Below are 16,899 nucleotides of genomic sequence, written 5' to 3'. Positions count from 1 at the left end.
GGTCGATCAACTCGCCAACCTGACAAGTTGACTTAGCAAGTTCGAAGCTAGGGATGCCAGGTTGACTTGTCAAGTTGCTATCTCAGGGCCCTCACCCCTTGGACGATGCTCAGCCCAGACGGTAGGTGTCTTCGAGTTCCTGCCGGTCGGCAGGCAGGAGCACGTCAGCGACCTGCAGGGCTCGGCCGGAGGCGTCACACGCGATGACCAGGACGCTCAGCACGGGGACGCCGTCCGGCAGGTCCAGCAGCTCGGCCTCAAGAGCTTCGGGCAGCCGGGCGGAGACCCGCTCGGTCACATGGTCGAAGCGGACTTTCCTCCGCGCTTCGAGGTGTTCACGGGGGCTACCGTTCAAGGGCTCACTGGCCCCCAGCTCAGTGCCTTCCACCATGTTGGCGGGGAAGTACGACGAGACCAGCTCGACAGCTTCGCCGTCCTCTTCGACCAGGAAGCGGCGCATGAGGACTTCGGCCCTCTTCGGCAGACCGAGTGCCGAGGCGACCCGAGCCGGGACCGGTACGTGCCCGACTTCGATCAGCCGGCCCGCACCCTGCGACTCGTCACGCTCCAGCGCCTCACGCCCCCGCCGGTCCTTCTGCTCGACGACCTCCGGGCGACCGCGGACGATCGTGCCGTACCCCTGCCGGGACTCGAGCCACCCGTCCCGCTTCAACAGCTCCAGGGCCCGCACGACGGTCGGGCGGGACATCCCGAACGCCTGCACCAACTGGTTCTCGCTCGGCACGCGGGTGCCAGGCGCGTACGTGCCGTCCTCGATGCGCCGCTGAAGCGTCTGCGCGAGGCGCACGTACTTCGGTGGCTCCACTTCATACGCCATGAACGCCGCCCGTCGGGATTGGCCAAGTCAACTGGTCAACCAGCCTAGCGACAGATCCAGGGTGGCAGTAGAAAAGGTGGGCTATCCCATCACGCCGGCCAGGCATCGGCGACCACGAAGGAGACGACCGTTCCACCGAAGCAGCTGGGCCCGGAGCGCCAGGAGTCGGCGAGGGAGTCGACCAGGAGCAGCCCCCGCCCGTGGGCGTCGTCCGCCTCCGGGTGCCGCAGCCGCACGTTCGCCGGGAAGCCCGGGTTGTGTACGTCGACGCGGAGCGAATCCCCTTCGCGGTACCACTCGACCCGAACCAGCCAGGGCTCATCCGATTTCCCGTAGCGGATGGCGTTGGTCACCAGCTCCGAGATCATCAGTGCGCAGTCGTCGACCGAGCAGGCCGGATCGTACGGAGCGATGAACTTCCGGAACCAGCGCCGGGCGCGGGGCACGGATTCAGGCTCCGGATACAAGGTCATCGCTCCGAGCCGCGGCGAGTCCCCGCAGGGGTAACGGTCGATCGTGTAAGCCATGCGTGCTCACTCCTTGCCGCTGCCGTCGCAGTCGAGGCAGCGCCGCTTCGACGTGGCACGGCTGCGGTCGTTGACCGTGGAGAGCGCCAGCGCCGTCCGGGAGCCGACGCGCTTCCAACCGCGCCCCCGACACCCCCGGCAAGCTAACCGCGTGTCCCGCACCGACCGCCGACTCGTCACGCCGCGCTCCCTTCTCCCCTAAGTGGCCTTAGCCACTTTGTGGATAGTGGCATTAGCCACTTGGAGGGCGCAAGCCGTTCGCCTCAACTGGCGAGCCGTCAGGTCAATGGGTAGCCCTGCTCGAACGCCCAGCGGTGCGGCGGGTAGGTGGCTTCGGCGAACTCCAGAGGGCGGTCCTGGAGGTCGAAGACGACGTGATGGACGACGAGGACCGCGGATCCCGGCTCCAACCGCAGGTCGGCCGCCTCCTCGTCCGTGGCGGCCCGAGCGCACATACGGTCCTCGGCATAGCTGCCTTGCCGCCCGGTCATCCGCTCCACGTACATGAGCGTCCCTTCCTGGATCCGCTCGGGATCCATGAGCTTGGGCGCCCGTTGACCGACGTCCGGAGTGAACCACGAAGTGGACAGCGTGATCGGGCCGTCCTGGTTGTTGGTCACGCGCCGGCGGTGCACGGCTCGGCGATCCTTCACCAGCCCCAGCGCCTCGGCGACGTGATCCGGAGCCTCCAGCCAACCGGCCGAAGTGATCACCGCGTACTCCCCGGGCGTGTAGATCTTCCCGGTCTGTCGTGCGCGTCCATACAACTCGCGTGCTCGGCGGTTCACTTCGAGACTGCGTACGTACGTCCCCGAGCCCTGACGCTTCTCGACCAAGCCCTGATGGCTCAGCGCCTCCAACGACCGTGCGGCCGTGGGCCGGGACACCTTCCAGTCCGCGGCGAGCTGCCGTTCCGAGGGAACCTCGTCTCCCGGCCGCAGGTCCCCTCGAAGGATCTGGTCACGGATGTAGTGGGCGATCTGGAGATACTTCGGCTGGGCCTCTTCGATCTGCGGCATCTCCCCTCCTTCCCTCGTCCAAGTGGCTATGACCTTTGGCCACTATAGGGTGAGTGGCCAACCCGTGAACCCGTACCCTGAGCGCATGATGCGGTTGATCGTCGCAGCAGGAGGAGGGGGCGACGCGGTCGCCGCCGCCATGCTTCACGCCGCCCTCTACGGCGACGAGGACCAGGCGGTGATCCTCACGTACGCATGGGACCGCCTCCTGGTCGACCCGCTCCCGGGACCACGAGGAGCCGACAGCTTCACGGGACTCGAACCCGTCACTCAGTCCGTCTGGTCGGTGCCGGCCGAGGCCCAGCCGATCGCCCCGGCAGGCTCCACACTCCCCCGACTCGCGGCAGAGCTTCCGCACACGCTGGCCCTGCTCGACCCGCACCACGGCGCCGAGGGCATCACCCGCCAACTCGAAGAGCTGGTGTCCCACCTGGCACCGGCATCGATCGATCTGCTCGATGTCGGCGGCGACATCCTCGCCCAGGGCGATGAACCCACGCTCAAGAGCCCACTCGCCGACGCCCTCACCCTCGCCGCCTGCTGCCGGATCAACGCCCCGATCCGTCTCCTGGTGGCAGGCCCCGGGCTGGACGGCGAAATCTCCGCCGCCGCTTTGCGTTCCCTGCTCGGTCCTCTCGTCCACACCTTCACGGCCAAGGAGGCGGAGGCAGTCGGCGGCATCCTGGAGTGGCACCCTTCAGAGGCCACCGCCATGCTCGCCGCCACAGCCCGAGGAGCTCGCGGCATCTGCGAGGTGCGCGACGCCGGCCTTCCCGTACCCCTCACCGACGAGGGGCCCACGGTCCACGAAGTCGACCTGGACGACGCGGTGAGCCGCAACAGCCTGGCCCGCGCCGTCATGACGACCGCCACCCTGGACGAGGCCGAGGCGTACAGCCGCGAGATCTGCGGCTTCTCGGAGATCGACTACGAACGCAACAAGGCGGCATGGCTCACCGCGCGGCCACCGACGAAGCCGGACCCCGACGACGTACTGTCTCGGCTCGACCAGTTCCAGAACGAGGCCCGAACCCGCGGAGTCACCCACACGACGTTCCGTCGCATCACTGAGGCCCTGAACCTCGGCGGCTCCCAGCGCGACGAGCTTCGCCGGCTCCTCATCCACAGCCGACCCGGCCAGTACGACGCCCCGCTGTGGAGCATCGGAGCATGAGCGCGTTCGCAAGCGACCCGGCCCTGGACGAAGTCCATGACGCAGCAGGCCACGGCACAAAAGTCGACGTAGCCCTACACCTGCACGACGGCACCGTCAGACTCTCGATCCTTTCGGCACAGGAGATCCTGCTGACCGCCGACGACGCCGACCAGGTGGCCCAGGCACTTCAGCGCGCAGCCGAACAAGCACGCAGGATCACAGCAACCAGAGCGCCGGACAGGCCAACCGGCACCTGAGCCCTACTGAGTTACAACTTTCTCTACGGGTTCAAGGCGGCTCGCTCCGCTCCCCGCGTGCGGCCCGGCCCCCGGCCGGGCCTGCGCTCCTGTCTCCGCCCCGCTCCAGCCCGGCCGGCGCCCGTGCCGCGCACTGAGCAATCAGCCACCTAGCGCCGGAGAAGAGGTACGTCGTGGCTGCGGTCGGTCGGCTCCACGGCTTTAGCCACCTCCCCGGTCCGGGTCCCGCGTCGAGCAAGACCAGGGGGCCACTCGTGCACATTGCGGGCAGGTCCAAAGCCTGCCCGAGTTGCCAACCAGCGTACGGCCCCCTGGTCATGCTCGACCCCAGACCGGGCAGGCCACCGGCCAAACCCGCTCCGCCGACCTTGTAGTTCGCAAGCTGCTAGACATGAGCCGTGATTTAGATCACCCCCGAGGCGGCGCCGCAACGCTTGACACCATTCCAAGGCGAATAGGCTACGGCTCCGAGGACATCGATCGTCGAGGTATCGTCACACCTGCGTGCCAGACTAGGCACCGCCTGCAGTCTCAGCGCGCATACAGGAGGAGAACGGTGCAAGAACCGGTCAGGACTCAGGACCGAGCTGTCGATAACGGGACGAACCTCGGCTTGGCAGGTGTGAGCGATCTTGATTCCTGGTCAAGCAAACTTCCTGCACCCAGTACTCGCGTAGTGACTGGCGACGCAAGAGAGACCGGGTTGGAGGCCAACTCGGTAGATGTTGTCGTGACTTCCCCGCCCTACTGGCAGAAGCGCGACTATGGGCACCCCGATCAGATCGGCCTGGAGTCCACTCCGGAGGGATTCGTCTCATCAATCATGGATTGCTTGACCGAGTGGCGACGAGTTCTTCGACCCACCGGATCCGTCTTCATGAACATTGGCGACACTTACTTTAAAAGGTCCCTTGTCGGAATTCCTGGCCGCATCGAGGCGGCAGCAGTCGACGCCGGCTGGTCGATTCGAAACCGCATCATTTGGGCCAAAACGGGCGGCATGCCCGAGCCTGCCAAGAATCGGCTCGCCAATCGGCACGAATACATCATTCACCTAACATATAAGCCAACGTACTATTACGATCTTCAGGCGTACCAAGAGCATTTGGGCGTCGCAGCCAATCCTGGCGACGTGTGGATGATAGAGCCGGAGCGCGACATGTCGGCGCACCTGGCACCCTATCCACGCGAAATTGTACGGCGAGCCATCAGTCTCGCCTGCCCGCCTCAAGTCTGCCTCGTATGCGGAAAGCCTCGCAGGCGCGTGACGGAGCGTACCGACCAATTGGACCCATCACGCCCGCAAGCACGTCGCGCTATGGAACTAGCCAAGCAACACAACCTCACGCCAGAGCACATCCGGGCCATTCAGGCAACAGGCGTTAGCGACGTCGGTAAAGCTACGAAGTTTCAGAACGGCACGGGGAGGAACAGTCAGGAGGTGCAACGGTTGGCTGCGGAGGCGAAAGCAGCACTGGGCGGCTACTTCCGAGAGTTCACCTTCGCCAAGCGTGAAACCGTAGGGTGGACCGACTGCGGTCACAACAGTGCCGCGCGAGGGGCAGTGCTGGATCCTTTTGTGGGGACTGGCACGACCGCGAAGGTGGCTATCGAAATGGGACGAGACGCCATTGGAGTCGACCTTAAGCCGCTTGTTGACGGCTCGTCACTCAGCGCTCTCTTTTAGGCGACACAAGGCCTCCACAGCTCTAGCCATTTCCTTCATTCCGGCGTCAGGGTCCTGCGCGAGGGAGATGCGGTATTGCCATACCCGGACGGCCCCAATGCGACCCGATAGCACCAGCCCCGGTGGCTGATCAATCATACAAGGGTGAACTGTCATCACCTCAGTACATTTCAATCGCTCAGCGTAGGTGACTATCTGTTCCAGCGCATGACGGTCAGCGTGCCCGTTCGAAACAGCTTGGTATTTGACGTCGGCGATCAGAAGAGTCTGACCGCCATCCTCTATCAGGATGTCAGGCTGGACTTTATTAGACCCAATCCCGAGCCTTTCCACTACCGTTACATCGGCAGGTACCTCAGCTGACTCGAAGAGTTTTCGAGCAGGGTTGAGAGCGTTGCCATCGAGCACCTCAAGGCCGGCCGTGTACTGGCGCAGGCGGCGACGTACGTATTCCTCGAACAAATCATCAGTCGACAGAAGGAGTGATGAGAGGCCGAAAACCCCTTCACTGCCCTCAAGAGTAAATCCTTTACGTTCTAGAAGAGCTACAGCAAGTCGAAGGGCGCGTCGATACTCACTGCGAGCCTCAGGAATGTCACGTGAACCCTGCACGTATGGGTCTGTCATGAATCGTCGTTCTACATCCCCTTCGATGAAGCGCAGGGCATGCAGGTGGCGGACAGCTTCGCGTCGCGTTGCTCTGATAGCCTGTTGTACGTCTTTGCTAAGGCTGGCTTGAAGACGCACATCTAGCCATTCTAGGGCCCATTGCACTGCAGCCAGAAGAGCTTGGTTCGGCGGCGTAGTCTGTGTCTTTTCAAAGTAGGAGATATTGACTTGGTAATCGACACCTCGTGAGGCCTGTTCTCGTATCGTACGCCCCAATAGGATTCTCCCCTTTGAGGTCGATGTTACAGCTTCACGTTGCTTGTACTCCCGCATGAGCCCCTGGGCAAGGAGCCCACGCATAGAAGCCAGAAAATCTGCCACGAGTCGGTCAAGCATCCATTCTTCTGCGACTCCAGGGGCTTCCGCATAATGGCGCACGACGTCCAGCGCAATGGTGGGCCACTCGCAGACACTAACCATGTGTGTCACACTGGCCGGGAATCTCGGCTGCACAAGTACTGACAGATTCCCGGCTAGCGGGACAAGGCCAATTACCCCTTTCGCATAGAGTTTGCGCTCGACCATCACTTCTTCAGTGGCGTTTTTTGGCAGGTTATTTGCCACGACGGAACGCCATTCCACGAATCCCCGTCTTAATACGTCCTGACGCATTCTGACGCCTCGATCGGTCATCAGGTCCCCTGGATGCAAATTCACCACCCCGTGTTCAAAAGCTGTGCGAATCGGCACGTGCTACTCAGCCCTCGATCCTGTCTCAGTGAAAATTTCCATCCAGGCCTCCACCAAGCTATCCCGCGTTTTTTCATCATAGCGGAATGCACGATGAACGTGGTATTGAAGCTGATATTCCCATGCGTCTCGAGCCGTAGAGTGATCTGTGACATCCCAGAAATACGTGTGTCCCAGGGCGGCTACTGGTGCTGACTTCGCGTGGCCGTTGATGCGTTTGAACCATGCGACAATGCGCTCACGCAAACTTTCCTCGACTTCATTTGCAATAAGACGCTGGCTGAGTAGATCGGCATCTGGAAGGAGGCTGACTTTAGCAAACCTCCGCTCGAACGCTGCATCCACCTCGTCAACACCTCGATCCAAGGGATTCATCGTGGCAACTATGTAGATGTTCGGAGGAATAGTGCTAATCGCACCGGAAGGCAAAGCGAATGGCATACCGCGCTTCGAACGCTCTACATATGTAAGCGCCTCACCAAATACTCGACCAGCGTCACCGCGCGAGATTTCATCGATCACCATTACATAATCGTTTTTAGGATCGCCATTCGCCTTAGTGCAGAGTTTCAGAAAGACGCCCTCCGAACGAGTGAACCCCCCACCTTCCAACGGTCGATAGCCCTCCATGAAGTCCTCGTACTGGTATGACGCGTGGAACTGTGCGAAGGCAAGACGATCAGGATTGCCCTGAGTCATTGCTTTCCCTGTGGCTGCCGCCAAGTAAGACTTGGAGGTCCCAGGCGGACCGGACAGGATAACCCCGGAGTAGCGACGCAGTAGGCCCATAAGGCGTTGCAGCTGGGGATCCGTAACGTCAATCAGTGGGGCATCCGGGACGCTGGCTGCTCGTTTCGGAGAAACGGCCTTAGAGTATCCAACCTCCAGGGTTTCGGCGTCCAAAGTCCTGACTCGATCACTCAGTACAATGTCACTCATGACTCTCACCCTCGGTAATGAAAAGCTCGAAAAATCGTCCACTATCCGGTAGAGACCAGTCGAAGACGTGCATTTGCTCTTCTTGCGTCAGGGAAAAATCATCCCTGAAAACCTCTAGTAGATTAACTCCAGAGGGCTCTGAAGGGGCTGTGAATCCGCGGTTTCGATAGATGAATGCGCCGATGGCCCACGCGGGGACAGCGGCTCCATTTAGCAAGCTCTCTTTAAGCTTTGAAGTATCGATAGCGCCATCTTCCGCAAGTGGCAGCCCGTAAGTCTTGTCTGGCCCTACGAATAGACTGTTTTTCGAACGAAGCGACGAGGGGGCGTATAGACCTGCGAGATTCTCTCCCTTCCAAAAGCGAGCCGGATCACTGCCGCGTGAAGCAAAGGGGAGGAAGTTAGGCTTCGACGGAGGCCCACCAGGCACATCAAGCCACTCTCGAACTTCGCCAAGCCAGTCGGGGCTTATGCCGACAACTTGTTTAGGTTGACCTTTTCCCGCCAGTCGCCCACCCTGACGGGTCACGTGCATATAGACCACGAAACTCTCATGGATGTGCATAGCCTGGAGAGTCTTGATTGCCTGCCGGATGACTTCGATCCTCAGGACCCACTTGGTGGTGTCGAGCGCAGGGAGCGTCATGGAGGGGAACATACCCGTTGCCATCTCAGAGTTGCTGGCTGGCCCCCTATCGGGCGAGGAAGCGGGGCTTGTCGAAGCTGTTAGGCAACGGAGTCTCTGTATGCCACATAACGAGCAAATAGTTCCAATTGCGCTTCAAACACTTATCGGACGTGCGCGGTGCCACCAACGCCGTTCAGGTCATCATGTGACACATCTACCCGCTACTGCCTCGTCGTGGACCGTCTGTGGACGGGTGAGGCTCGGCTGACTGGGTGTAAGACCTTGACCTGGGAGTATTTCGTAAGGTGCAACGGCCTCCGGAGCCGTGTGCCGATCCGCTTGCCGCGGAAGGGCTGACCGACGACACCCGACAACGTGGCTGAGGCCGGTGGGGGTGCAGCGAGACACACGCGCGCCTGGTCGGTCGGCGTACCCGCCGTCGTGGCTGACTGTTGTCGGCTGAGGTTCGTGCCACAACCGTGCCAGATGCAGGGGGCAGCCGCGGTCAACACCGGCGCCCCGCAGCCGGGTAGCCACCCGCTTCCTCGGCCGGCGAAGACGCAGCTCAGCCCGCAGATCACCCAGCCTCTCTCCTAAAGCGGGTGTCGCAGGTTCGAATCCTGCCGGGGGCACAGATGAACACCAGGTCAGCGGCCCTGTCGTCCGAGTGGGCGACAGGGCCTCCGGTTTGGCAGCACACATATGCCACATGGCATCCGCGCACAGGGGCCGAATCAGGGCGGCACACGCGAGGGGCCGGCTGGCAGCCAGTCGGACCGGCGGGCCGTCCAGGGGACCTCATGGCGCTGACCTGCCGCGCGGGTCACGCTATGAGCAGGCGGAGGCCGAGATCTGCCGCGTCGAGGTCGGCGAGGTGGCTGTTGCGCTCGGCCCACCGGCCGGAGTCGAGGTCGTCGCTGAGGCTTCGCACCGCCCGCTGCTCGGCCTCCGGCCCGACCCTCGTCCACACCGACATCGCACGGCGCACGTGGTCCTCCAGATACGCCGCCGGTCGGCGCCAGTACGCCTCGAACAGGCCGTCTGCGCAATCCCACGGGACGGGCACCGGCTCGGCGCGGGCGCCGATCGCGTCGGCCATGCCAGCAAGTGAGGGAAACTCCGCCAGGAGGGCGGCGAACTCGGGCAGGTAGTCGCGGGTGAGCCAGAACCGGTCCTGCCATCCGGGCTCATCCGTGTCGAACGTGAGCACCACCACGCGGCGGGCCACGCGCCGCATCTCGCGCAGTCCCGCTATCGAGTCCTCCCAGTGGTGAACGGTGGAGACGGCCATAGCGACGTCGAAGGACCGGTCCTCGAAGGGCAGGCTCTCCGCGGCGGCGGCCACGCACGGCGCCGAGCCGGCAGGCCGTTGCGCCCGCATGACCGCGGAGGGCTCCACCGCGGTCACGTCGCGATCAGCGGGTTCGTAGGAGCCGGTGCCTGCCCCCACGTTCAGCACCGTCTGCGCGTCCCCGAGCGCGTCCCATATCCGCGCGGCGATCCGCGGGTCGGTACGCCGTGTCGCGGTGTAAGCGCCGCCGATCGCGTCGTACAGCCGTGCACCGAGCATCCCCAGTTGCTCCTCCGGCGTCACCGTCAGCCCCTTCGCCCGTACCTCGAGTTCCCTGTCGATGGCCGCCACCATGGCGTCGGCGCGATCACGCCGCTCCAGCAGCAGACCGCGCAGTCGGCGCAGGTGCGCGACCGCGTCGGTGGACGGGTCGCCGACCAGTTCCGCGACCTCCCGCAGGCCGAAGCCCAACCTCCGATAGGCCAGCACCTCCCGCAGCCGCTCCACGTCGCCCGGCAGGTAGGCCCGGTATCCGGCCGCGGTCCGCGCCGACGGCCGGACAAGCCCTATCTCGTCATAGTGATGCAGCGTGCGGACGCTCACGCCCGCCAACTCGGCCACGCTTCCGACGGTCCAGTGATCCTCCACGGCACCGACTATCCAGCCTCACGCCACGTGAGGGTCAAGCCTCACCCGCGGCAGCTGGAGCCGAACGGAAGCAGTGGCCACTCCGGAGGAGGGCGCCACCGGTCTGGGCGGGGCGCGCCGGCGGCGTCCGGTCCATGGAGCCTCCGGGAAGGGGACGCGGCCGCACGAGAAGACCTCTGCAACCATTCCGGCCGGGTCGGTGTTCCTCTTATTGATGGACGACAAGGCCGAGCAGCAGCTGACCGAGCTCCTGGCTGCGGATCTGGACGGTGGCTTCACCGAGCTGGTCCGGGTGTATGGGAGGGCGGTGTACACGTTCCTGTTCCGGATCACCGGCTCGGCGACCGAGGCGGACGACCTGGCACAGGACGCGTTCCTGCGCGCCTACACCGCATTACAGGGGTACGACCCCGAGCGACGGAGGGAGCTGAAGCCCCGTGCCTGGCTGATGGCGATCGCCGCGAACGTCTGGCGCAACCACGTCCGCGGCAGCACGCGGCGCCCCGCCCTGTCGGGGATGTCCGTGGAGGAGGCCGCCGCTTCGTGGGCCGACCGCAGGCCGGGCCCTGAGGAGCGCGCGGAGCAGGCGGACGACAGGCGACGCCTGGTCACCGCCTTGGTGCAGCTGCCCGAGCACCACCGGATAGCGGTCGTGCTCCGCCACGTCTTGGGGATGAGCTACGCGGAAGTGGCAGAGGTGCAGGGGTGCGCGGTCGGGACGGCCAAGGCACAGGTGTCCAGAGGGCTGAGAGCGCTCCGCCAGCTGATGGATCCGGAAACAGCCGTGTTGGAGGTGACGACGTGAATCAGAGTGACCATGAGGCGGTGACCAGTCTCGAACGGGTGGCCGGAGAGCTGATCGGTCTCTCCGCCGACCCACCGGAGGACTTCGCCCTGCGCGTCCTGCGGCGCGTCGGCATCCAGCGCAACCGGTACGACACGTACGTCCGCGTCGAGACGCCCGCCGGAGGCCTCTACGTGGCGTCCGCTCCGCACGCCGTGACGGGTGCCGCGCTCGACTCCGCGGGGCTCACGGCGGCGGCCTTCGAGGAGCTGCACCACGCCCGCACGCACCGCTCGGCCATACGGTCGGCCAAGCCGTTCCCGGGGGTCGTGACGGCGCTGCGCACGGGGCGGGCGCGGCGGCTGCCGGTCGATCTGACGGGCCTCACCGAGGTCGAGCGGGCCGTGCTGGAAGCCGTACGGACGATCCCGTCGGGCCAGCTGAGGCCCGTCGACTGGATCGCCCGGGAGGCCGATGTCCCGGCGGCGGCGGTGGGCGGCGCGCTGGCGAAGAACCCGGTGGCCGTGCTGATCCCCTCCCACCGTGTGACGCACGACGGCGGCGCCCCGTTCGACGCCGATCTCCTGCCGGACGTGGGTGACGCGCTGCGCGCCGGGGAGGGGATCGACCTGGGGCGGGTGGCGGAGCTCCGCGAAGGCGGGGTCGTCTTCCTCGGCAGCGACACGACCCGCATCTACTGCCATCCGACGTGTGCCAACGCCCGCCGTATCGGTCCGCGCCACCAGGTCCCGTTCCGTACGGCGCGCGAGGCCAGCCGGGCCGGTTACCGCGCGTGCAAGAGCTGCAGGCCAGTCACCGTGTGACGGCGGGCCGGGCAGCGACGACGAATCACCACGGAGTTCCCATGCGAACCACGAATCACCCCACCGGTGACACCAGCGCGGCCGTGGCGGTGCACACGACGCCGCTCGGGCCGCTCGTGCTGGCGGCCACGGACGAGGCGCTCGTGCTGTGCTGCTTCGACCCGGGCGAGGAAGCCGCCGGCCGGCTCCGCAGAGCCGCGCTGCGCCCGGTCGAGGAGACGGCGGCCGGACCGGCGCAGCGGCGGATACTGGACGAGGCGCGGGCGCAGCTCGACGCCTATCTCGCCGGGGCCCGCCGGGACTTCACCGTGCCGATGGACCTGCGGCTCGCCACGCCGTTCAGCCGCAGGACCGTCTCGATGCTGGCCCAGTTCGTGCCGTACGGGCAGACCTCGACGTATCTGCGGCTCGCCGCGGCGCTCGAGCGGCCCCGGGCCGCCCGGGCGGTCGGGACGGCGCTCGGGAGCAACCCGCTGTGCGTGGTGCTGCCGTGCCATCGGATCGTCGGCTCGACCGGCAGCCTCAGCGGGTACGCGGGTGGCCTCGAAGCCAAGCGGTACCTGCTGGATCTCGAAGCGGCGGACCGCCCGGCGGATCGCCTCCCCCTGTGACCGGCGGGCGTCGGCGCACTCCCCCGTCGTCGGCGCCCGCCATCTCCAACAGCCCTGAAGAGTGGAACACGTGAGCGCCTACGAAACCCCGCATCTGCCCGGCCTGGCCCACGCCGGGCCCCAGCAGCCGGAGCCCGCCCCCGAGTCCGCCCCGGAGCCCCGGCCCGACGCCGCCCCCCGGCCCTCGCGCACAGCCGCCGACAGGCGGCTCGCCGATGGCGCGCCCGGCGCTGAGCTGTCCGCTCTCCAGGGCCTCGACTGGGAGACTCTCGCGGCCGAGTTGGACACGGAAGGCGTGGCGCTCACCGCGCCGCTGCTGACCCCGGACCAGTGCGCCGAGGTGCGGGAGCTGTTCGACGAGCCCGCGCTGTTCCGCAGCACGGTGACGATGGCGCGGCACCGGTTCGGTGAGGGCAGCTACCGCTACTTCGCCCACCCGCTGCCGGACCTGGTCCGGACGCTGAGGCAGCGGCTCTACCCGCCGCTCGCGGGGATCGCCAACACCTGGGCGGAGCGGCTGGGCCAGCCCGGCTTCCCCCCTGACCACGAGGGCCTCCTCGCGGCGTGCGCCGCCGCCGGACAGCACCGCCCCACGCCGCTGCTGCTCCGCTACGAGGCGGGCGGATACAACTGCCTCCACCAGGACGTGTACGGGGAGCTGACGTTCCCCTTGCAGGTGGCGGTCATGCTGGACCGGCCGGACGAGGACTTCACCGGTGGGGAGAGCGTCTTCGTGGAGCAGCGGCCTCGCGCCCAGTCACGGCCTCTCGTAAAGCGGCCCGCGCAGGGACAAGGGATGATCTTCGCTGTCAACCACCGTCCGGTGCGCTCCGTGCGCGGCTGGAGCAGGGTGACGCTGCGGCACGGGGTCAGCGCCGTGCACAGCGGCCGACGGCACGTCCTGGGGCTGATCTTCCACGACGCCACGTAGTCGCCGGATCACACCGAATCAACCGGAGAACAGGCCTGCAACCTGCCTGCGCGCTATAGACATCCGCTTCCTCTGGCATAAGCCCTGGTCATCTGCGGCGTACCGACCACGGTCCGTCACCGGAAACTGCCGCTGACGCTCAAGAGCCGCTGAAGGTCTGCACCACCGCCGCCGCATACGGTCGCTTCGCGAAGGCGCACGACCTTCAAGGCTTGCCTCGCACCACGGTCAACCCGGCGATTCAGCGTGAGGAGCAGTCGGTGCACATCCAGCAAGCACAGCGTGGACAGGCCACGGCATCGGAGCACGATGCCGGGCCGGACGACGGTGCGAACGTGTCGCCGAGCGGCTCGCAGCAACGCCTCATCGCGGCGTCGCTGCAGTTGCTCGCCCAGGAAATGAGCGAAATGGCGGACCAGGCGTCCTCGCTGCTCCGGACGCCCTCGGAGCCGGGCGGCGCGTCGGGGGTCTTCTCCGACATCGCCCGCAGGAGCGTGCCCCGTTGGCACTTCGCCATGCTGAACGACACGGAGCGCAACGATGCCCTGGTCACCGCACTCGGCAAGGCCATCCCTCCCGGGGCGAGCGTCCTGGACATCGGCTCGGGCAGCGGGCTGCTCGCCATGGCCGCCGCCCGCGCCGGTGCCGGCCGGGTGATCACCTGCGAGATGAACCCGCTGCTGGCCGAGGTCGCCCGGCAGGTGGTGGACGCGCACGGACTGTCCGATGTCGTCACCGTGATCGGCAAGCCCTCCACGCGGTTGGAGGTGGGCCAGGACCTCGAAGCGCCCGTGGACGTCCTCGTGTCGGAGATCGTCGACTGCGGCCTCATCGGGGAGGGACTGCTGCCCGCGGTACGGCACGCCCGGGAACATCTGCTCTCCCCGGACGGCATCATGCTCCCGTCGGCGGCGCGGCTGCACGGGCGGCTCGTCACCAGCGACGCCGTACTGAAGCTGAACCAGGTCACGACGGCGGGCGGTTTCGACGTGTCGCTGATGAACGCCCTGGCGACCCGCGGGCACTTCCCGGTCCGGCTGGACACGTGGCCGCACCGGTTCATGTCGGACGCGGCATGTGTGCTGGAGTTCGACCTGGTCCGGGACGCCCTGACGCCCGGGGAGCGGGTGGTTTCGCTGCCCGCGACCGCCGACGGGGAGGCGCACGCCCTGGCCGTCTGGTTCGAGCTGGACATGGGCGGCGGGATCACCCTGTGCAACTCCCCGGAGAACACCTCCTCCCACTGGATGCAGGGCTGGGTGCCGCTGGAGAAGCCCATACCCGTGAAAGCGGGCGAGACCGTCTCCGTACGGCTGCGGTGGAGCGACTTCGCGCTCAGTGCGAGCGCCTGACCCCTCCCCCGCCCTCCAGCCCCGCGCGGACGCCCCGCACAGCCCGGACGACGCGGGCGGCGCGGACGATCCGGTTGACGCGGGTGCCCCGGACGGCCCGACGACGACAGCGCACGACGGACCACCACGGAACAGACGGAGCACGACGGAACAAGGGAGAGCACCTCATGAGTCACGTCCCCCAGCACGTCCCGTTCCAGCTCGCCGGCGCGGAACTGCGCGACGCCATCGTGCAGTACGCCACCAATCCCGTGTTCCTCGACAACGAGGACTGGGAGAACCATGACAACCCCTACCGGCGCCAGTTGCGGCCGCAGGTCCTCCCGTATCTCGACTTCGACCGCATACCCGGCCGGGAGAACATTCTCGACTACACGAGCCTGGCCGTGCAGCGCATGCTGACCTGCGTGTACGAGGCGGACCTCGTGTTCTTCCCCAAGGGCGGCCTCCAGGGCAAGGAGGACGACTTCCGGGCGTTCTACAGCCCCTCCAACCGGGCGCTCGGAGAACGCATCCGCCCGGCCCTGGAGCGGTACGCCTTCGGCTTCCTCGACGACGAGGTGGAGACGTCCGGCAAGTGGACGGCGGCCAGCCTCGACAGCTACCTGGACTCCCTCGACATGGGCGACTCCGAGGAGCAGACCCCGACGGAGGCCGCGATCACCGGCTCCAGCGACCCGGAGCGCGCGGCCCGCATGTGGCTGGTCCAGTTCGCCCCCGACTTCCTGTCCGAGGCGTCGCCGATGATGCGCAACGTCCTCGGCTACTACGGCAAGGTCCAGTCCGAGTGGTTCAAGGTCGTCATCGACGAGTACGGCTACGGGGTGCACGAGACGAAGCACAGCACCCTCTTCGAGCGGACCCTGGAGTCCGTCGGCCTGGAGTCGGACGTGCACCGCTACTGGCAGTACTACCTGAACAGCAGCCTCCTGCTGAACAACTACTTCCACTACCTGGGCAAGAACCACGAGTTGTTCTTCCGCTACGTGGGGGCGCTCTACTACACGGAGAGCTCGCTGGTGGACTTCTGCCGCCGCGCCGACCGTCTGCTGCGCGGCGTCTTCGGTGACGAGGTGGACACGACGTACTTCACGGAGCACGTCCACATCGACCAGCACCACGGCCGGATGGCACGCGAGAAGATCATCAAGCCGCTGGTGGAGGCGCACGGCGAGGGGATCATCCCGGAGATCGTGCGCGGCATCGAGGAGTACCGCGTCCTCCTCGACATCGCCGACAAGGACTTCTCCGCGCAGATCGCGTGGATGGACGACCAGCCGGAGCTGAAGAAGCTGCACGGCCCGGTCTTCGAGGGTCTGAAGCAGGGGAAGGTGGACGCCCCGGTCGCGCACCTGGTCGAGCCGCGCGGCGAGCTGTCCAACACCCACTGCCACGACGGCGACGAGCTGTGCCACATCGTCTCGGGCACGATGCGCTTCGAGAGCGGACTGGGGTCGTCGCTGACCCTGGAGGCCGGTGAAGGTGTCGTGATCAAGCGGAACCGCCTGCACGGGGCGAACATCGAATCCGATGAGTGCGTCTACGAGATCCACTCGGTGGGGGACTACCGCAAGTGCCTGTCGTGACCTTCGCCGCCACCGGGCGGGACAACTGCGTGGTCGTCGCGGGCAGCGCGTACGTGTACGCGACGGTGCGGGGCCAGGGCTTCGTGATGGACGCACAGTGCCCCCACCGGGGCGGGCCCCTGCACCTGGCCGAGGCGTCGCCCGACGGCACCCGGCTGGTGTGCCCGTGGCACGACCGCGGGACGTCCGTGGCGCGGCTGCGCGCGGCGATCCCGGCGGTACGGGTCGGCAACCGGGTCACCGCGGTGTTCCCGGACCGGCCGCGCCCGCGCGCCGGGGTGCCCGGGCCCGCACCCTGCGGCGAGGTGACGCGGGAGTACCGGCCGCTCGCCCCTGGCATCGCCAGCCCTGCGCGATAACCCCGATCACCTGGCCGGATGCCGCCGGTGCCCGGTCCCGGGCGTCGGCGGCGTCCGGTCCGGGGCGCCGCCGGCACCGGGCGGGTGCAACGCCTTTCGCCCG

18 protein-coding genes and 1 tRNA gene are annotated in these 16,899 nt (G+C 66.3%); 11 read left to right on the top strand and 8 right to left on the bottom strand.

Translation table 11 applies throughout. From position 1 onward, the window contains the following. Positions 1–109 precede the first annotated feature (109 nt). The 4 genes from J116_RS16300 to J116_RS16290 all read right to left on the bottom strand — a co-directional run bounded on the left by J116_RS16300 (position 110) and on the right by J116_RS16290 (position 2,384). Positions 110–838, bottom strand: a complete 729-nt coding sequence (locus J116_RS16300; protein WP_023588139.1) for a GntR family transcriptional regulator — start codon at positions 836–838, stop codon at positions 110–112. Between the two features lie 89 nt (positions 839–927). Next, positions 928–1,365 carry an ATP-binding protein gene (locus J116_RS16295; protein ID WP_028964131.1) on the bottom strand — a complete coding sequence of 146 codons (438 nt, stop codon included), beginning with the start codon at positions 1,363–1,365 and terminating at the stop codon, positions 928–930. A gap of 6 nt (positions 1,366–1,371) precedes the next feature. Further along, a complete protein-coding gene (locus J116_RS29940; RefSeq protein ID WP_161492123.1) occupies positions 1,372–1,545 on the bottom strand; it encodes a hypothetical protein in 174 nt (57 codons plus the stop codon). A gap of 98 nt (positions 1,546–1,643) precedes the next feature. Beyond that, positions 1,644–2,384: a GntR family transcriptional regulator gene (locus tag J116_RS16290; protein WP_023588137.1), complete on the bottom strand. Its 741-nt coding sequence runs from the start codon at positions 2,382–2,384 to the stop codon at positions 1,644–1,646. A gap of 85 nt (positions 2,385–2,469) precedes the next feature. On the opposite strand from J116_RS16290, the gene J116_RS16285 reads away from it, so the two are divergent. The 3 genes from J116_RS16285 to J116_RS16275 all read left to right on the top strand — a co-directional run bounded on the left by J116_RS16285 (position 2,470) and on the right by J116_RS16275 (position 5,484). Then, positions 2,470–3,558, top strand: coding sequence for a DUF1152 domain-containing protein (locus J116_RS16285; protein WP_079147901.1), 1,089 nt, complete (start codon positions 2,470–2,472; stop codon positions 3,556–3,558). Continuing rightward, positions 3,555–3,797, top strand: a complete 243-nt coding sequence (locus tag J116_RS16280; RefSeq protein WP_023588135.1) for a hypothetical protein — start codon at positions 3,555–3,557, stop codon at positions 3,795–3,797. The genes J116_RS16285 and J116_RS16280 overlap by 4 nt, the downstream gene beginning before the upstream one ends. Positions 3,798–4,473: 676 nt before the next feature. Continuing rightward, positions 4,474–5,484, top strand: a complete 1,011-nt coding sequence (locus tag J116_RS16275) for a DNA-methyltransferase (protein WP_235617357.1) — start codon at positions 4,474–4,476, stop codon at positions 5,482–5,484. Here J116_RS16275 and J116_RS28625 read toward each other — a convergent pair. From J116_RS28625 to J116_RS29725, 3 genes are all read right to left on the bottom strand, one after another. Beyond that, entirely contained in the window at positions 5,464–6,786 is a 1,323-nt protein-coding gene (locus J116_RS28625; protein WP_079147752.1) for a 5-methylcytosine restriction system specificity protein McrC, read from the bottom strand. The two genes, J116_RS16275 and J116_RS28625, sit on opposite strands and share 21 nt — an antisense overlap. Before the next feature lie 60 nt (positions 6,787–6,846). Further along, positions 6,847–7,632 carry an McrB family protein gene (locus J116_RS16270; protein ID WP_235617439.1) on the bottom strand — a complete coding sequence of 262 codons (786 nt, stop codon included), beginning with the start codon at positions 7,630–7,632 and terminating at the stop codon, positions 6,847–6,849. Positions 7,633–7,774: 142 nt separating this feature from the next. Further along, positions 7,775–8,428 carry a hypothetical protein gene (locus J116_RS29725; RefSeq protein ID WP_139140488.1) on the bottom strand — a complete coding sequence of 218 codons (654 nt, stop codon included), beginning with the start codon at positions 8,426–8,428 and terminating at the stop codon, positions 7,775–7,777. 544 nt (positions 8,429–8,972) lie between these two features. Between J116_RS29725 and J116_RS29790 the strand changes: the two genes are divergently transcribed. Beyond that, positions 8,973–9,039 (top strand) — tRNA-Arg (locus tag J116_RS29790). Between the two features lie 194 nt (positions 9,040–9,233). On the opposite strand, the gene J116_RS16265 is transcribed toward J116_RS29790, so the two are convergent. After that, positions 9,234–10,322 (bottom strand): MerR family transcriptional regulator, encoded by a 1,089-nt coding sequence (locus tag J116_RS16265; RefSeq protein ID WP_235617356.1) that lies wholly within the window; start codon positions 10,320–10,322, stop codon positions 9,234–9,236. 241 nt (positions 10,323–10,563) lie between these two features. Between J116_RS16265 and J116_RS16260 the strand changes: the two genes are divergently transcribed. The 7 genes from J116_RS16260 to J116_RS16230 all read left to right on the top strand — a co-directional run bounded on the left by J116_RS16260 (position 10,564) and on the right by J116_RS16230 (position 16,796). After that, the gene (locus J116_RS16260; RefSeq protein WP_051203790.1) at positions 10,564–11,154 is read left to right on the top strand and encodes an RNA polymerase sigma factor; all 591 of its coding nucleotides are present in this window, start codon (positions 10,564–10,566) and stop codon (positions 11,152–11,154) included. A 20-nt stretch (positions 11,155–11,174) separates the two neighbouring features. Then, positions 11,175–11,957: an MGMT family protein gene (locus tag J116_RS16255; protein WP_023588131.1), complete on the top strand. Its 783-nt coding sequence runs from the start codon at positions 11,175–11,177 to the stop codon at positions 11,955–11,957. A gap of 41 nt (positions 11,958–11,998) precedes the next feature. After that, on the top strand, positions 11,999–12,568 hold the full coding sequence (locus J116_RS16250) for a methylated-DNA--[protein]-cysteine S-methyltransferase (protein ID WP_023588130.1): 570 nt from the start codon (positions 11,999–12,001) through the stop codon (positions 12,566–12,568). Between the two features lie 70 nt (positions 12,569–12,638). Beyond that, positions 12,639–13,499 (top strand): 2OG-Fe(II) oxygenase, encoded by an 861-nt coding sequence (locus J116_RS16245; RefSeq protein WP_023588129.1) that lies wholly within the window; start codon positions 12,639–12,641, stop codon positions 13,497–13,499. A gap of 212 nt (positions 13,500–13,711) precedes the next feature. Beyond that, positions 13,712–14,851, top strand: a complete 1,140-nt coding sequence (locus tag J116_RS16240) for a 50S ribosomal protein L11 methyltransferase (RefSeq protein ID WP_235617355.1) — start codon at positions 13,712–13,714, stop codon at positions 14,849–14,851. A 167-nt stretch (positions 14,852–15,018) separates the two neighbouring features. Then, positions 15,019–16,437: an iron-containing redox enzyme family protein gene (locus J116_RS16235; RefSeq protein WP_023588127.1), complete on the top strand. Its 1,419-nt coding sequence runs from the start codon at positions 15,019–15,021 to the stop codon at positions 16,435–16,437. Beyond that, entirely contained in the window at positions 16,425–16,796 is a 372-nt protein-coding gene (locus J116_RS16230; RefSeq protein WP_139140487.1) for a Rieske 2Fe-2S domain-containing protein, read from the top strand. The genes J116_RS16235 and J116_RS16230 overlap by 13 nt, the downstream gene beginning before the upstream one ends. Positions 16,797–16,899 lie beyond the last annotated feature (103 nt).

Source organism: Streptomyces thermolilacinus SPC6 (assembly GCF_000478605.2).
Taxonomy (GTDB): Bacteria; Actinomycetota; Actinomycetes; order Streptomycetales; family Streptomycetaceae; genus Streptomyces; species Streptomyces thermolilacinus.
The sequence above is the reverse complement of the archived record's forward strand: the minus strand, read 5'-3'. Positions and strand labels throughout refer to the sequence as shown.

Bases quoted from the DNA above. Each gene is read 5' to 3' on its own strand.
- J116_RS16300 (WP_023588139.1), bottom strand. From the start codon at position 838: ATGGCGTATGAAGTGGAGCCACCGAAGTACGTGCGCCTCGCGCAGACG.
- J116_RS16295 (WP_028964131.1), bottom strand. From the start codon at position 1,365: ATGGCTTACACGATCGACCGTTACCCCTGCGGGGACTCGCCGCGGCTC.
- J116_RS16290 (WP_023588137.1), bottom strand. From the start codon at position 2,384: ATGCCGCAGATCGAAGAGGCCCAGCCGAAGTATCTCCAGATCGCCCAC.
- J116_RS16285 (WP_079147901.1), top strand. From the start codon at position 2,470: ATGATGCGGTTGATCGTCGCAGCAGGAGGAGGGGGCGACGCGGTCGCC.
- J116_RS16280 (WP_023588135.1), top strand. From the start codon at position 3,555: ATGAGCGCGTTCGCAAGCGACCCGGCCCTGGACGAAGTCCATGACGCA.
- J116_RS28625 (WP_079147752.1), bottom strand. From the start codon at position 6,786: ATGACCGATCGAGGCGTCAGAATGCGTCAGGACGTATTAAGACGGGGA.
- J116_RS16270 (WP_235617439.1), bottom strand. From the start codon at position 7,632: ATGGGCCTACTGCGTCGCTACTCCGGGGTTATCCTGTCCGGTCCGCCT.
- J116_RS29725 (WP_139140488.1), bottom strand. From the start codon at position 8,428: ATGACGCTCCCTGCGCTCGACACCACCAAGTGGGTCCTGAGGATCGAA.
- J116_RS16260 (WP_051203790.1), top strand. From the start codon at position 10,564: ATGGACGACAAGGCCGAGCAGCAGCTGACCGAGCTCCTGGCTGCGGAT.
- J116_RS16250 (WP_023588130.1), top strand. From the start codon at position 11,999: ATGCGAACCACGAATCACCCCACCGGTGACACCAGCGCGGCCGTGGCG.
- J116_RS16235 (WP_023588127.1), top strand. From the start codon at position 15,019: ATGAGTCACGTCCCCCAGCACGTCCCGTTCCAGCTCGCCGGCGCGGAA.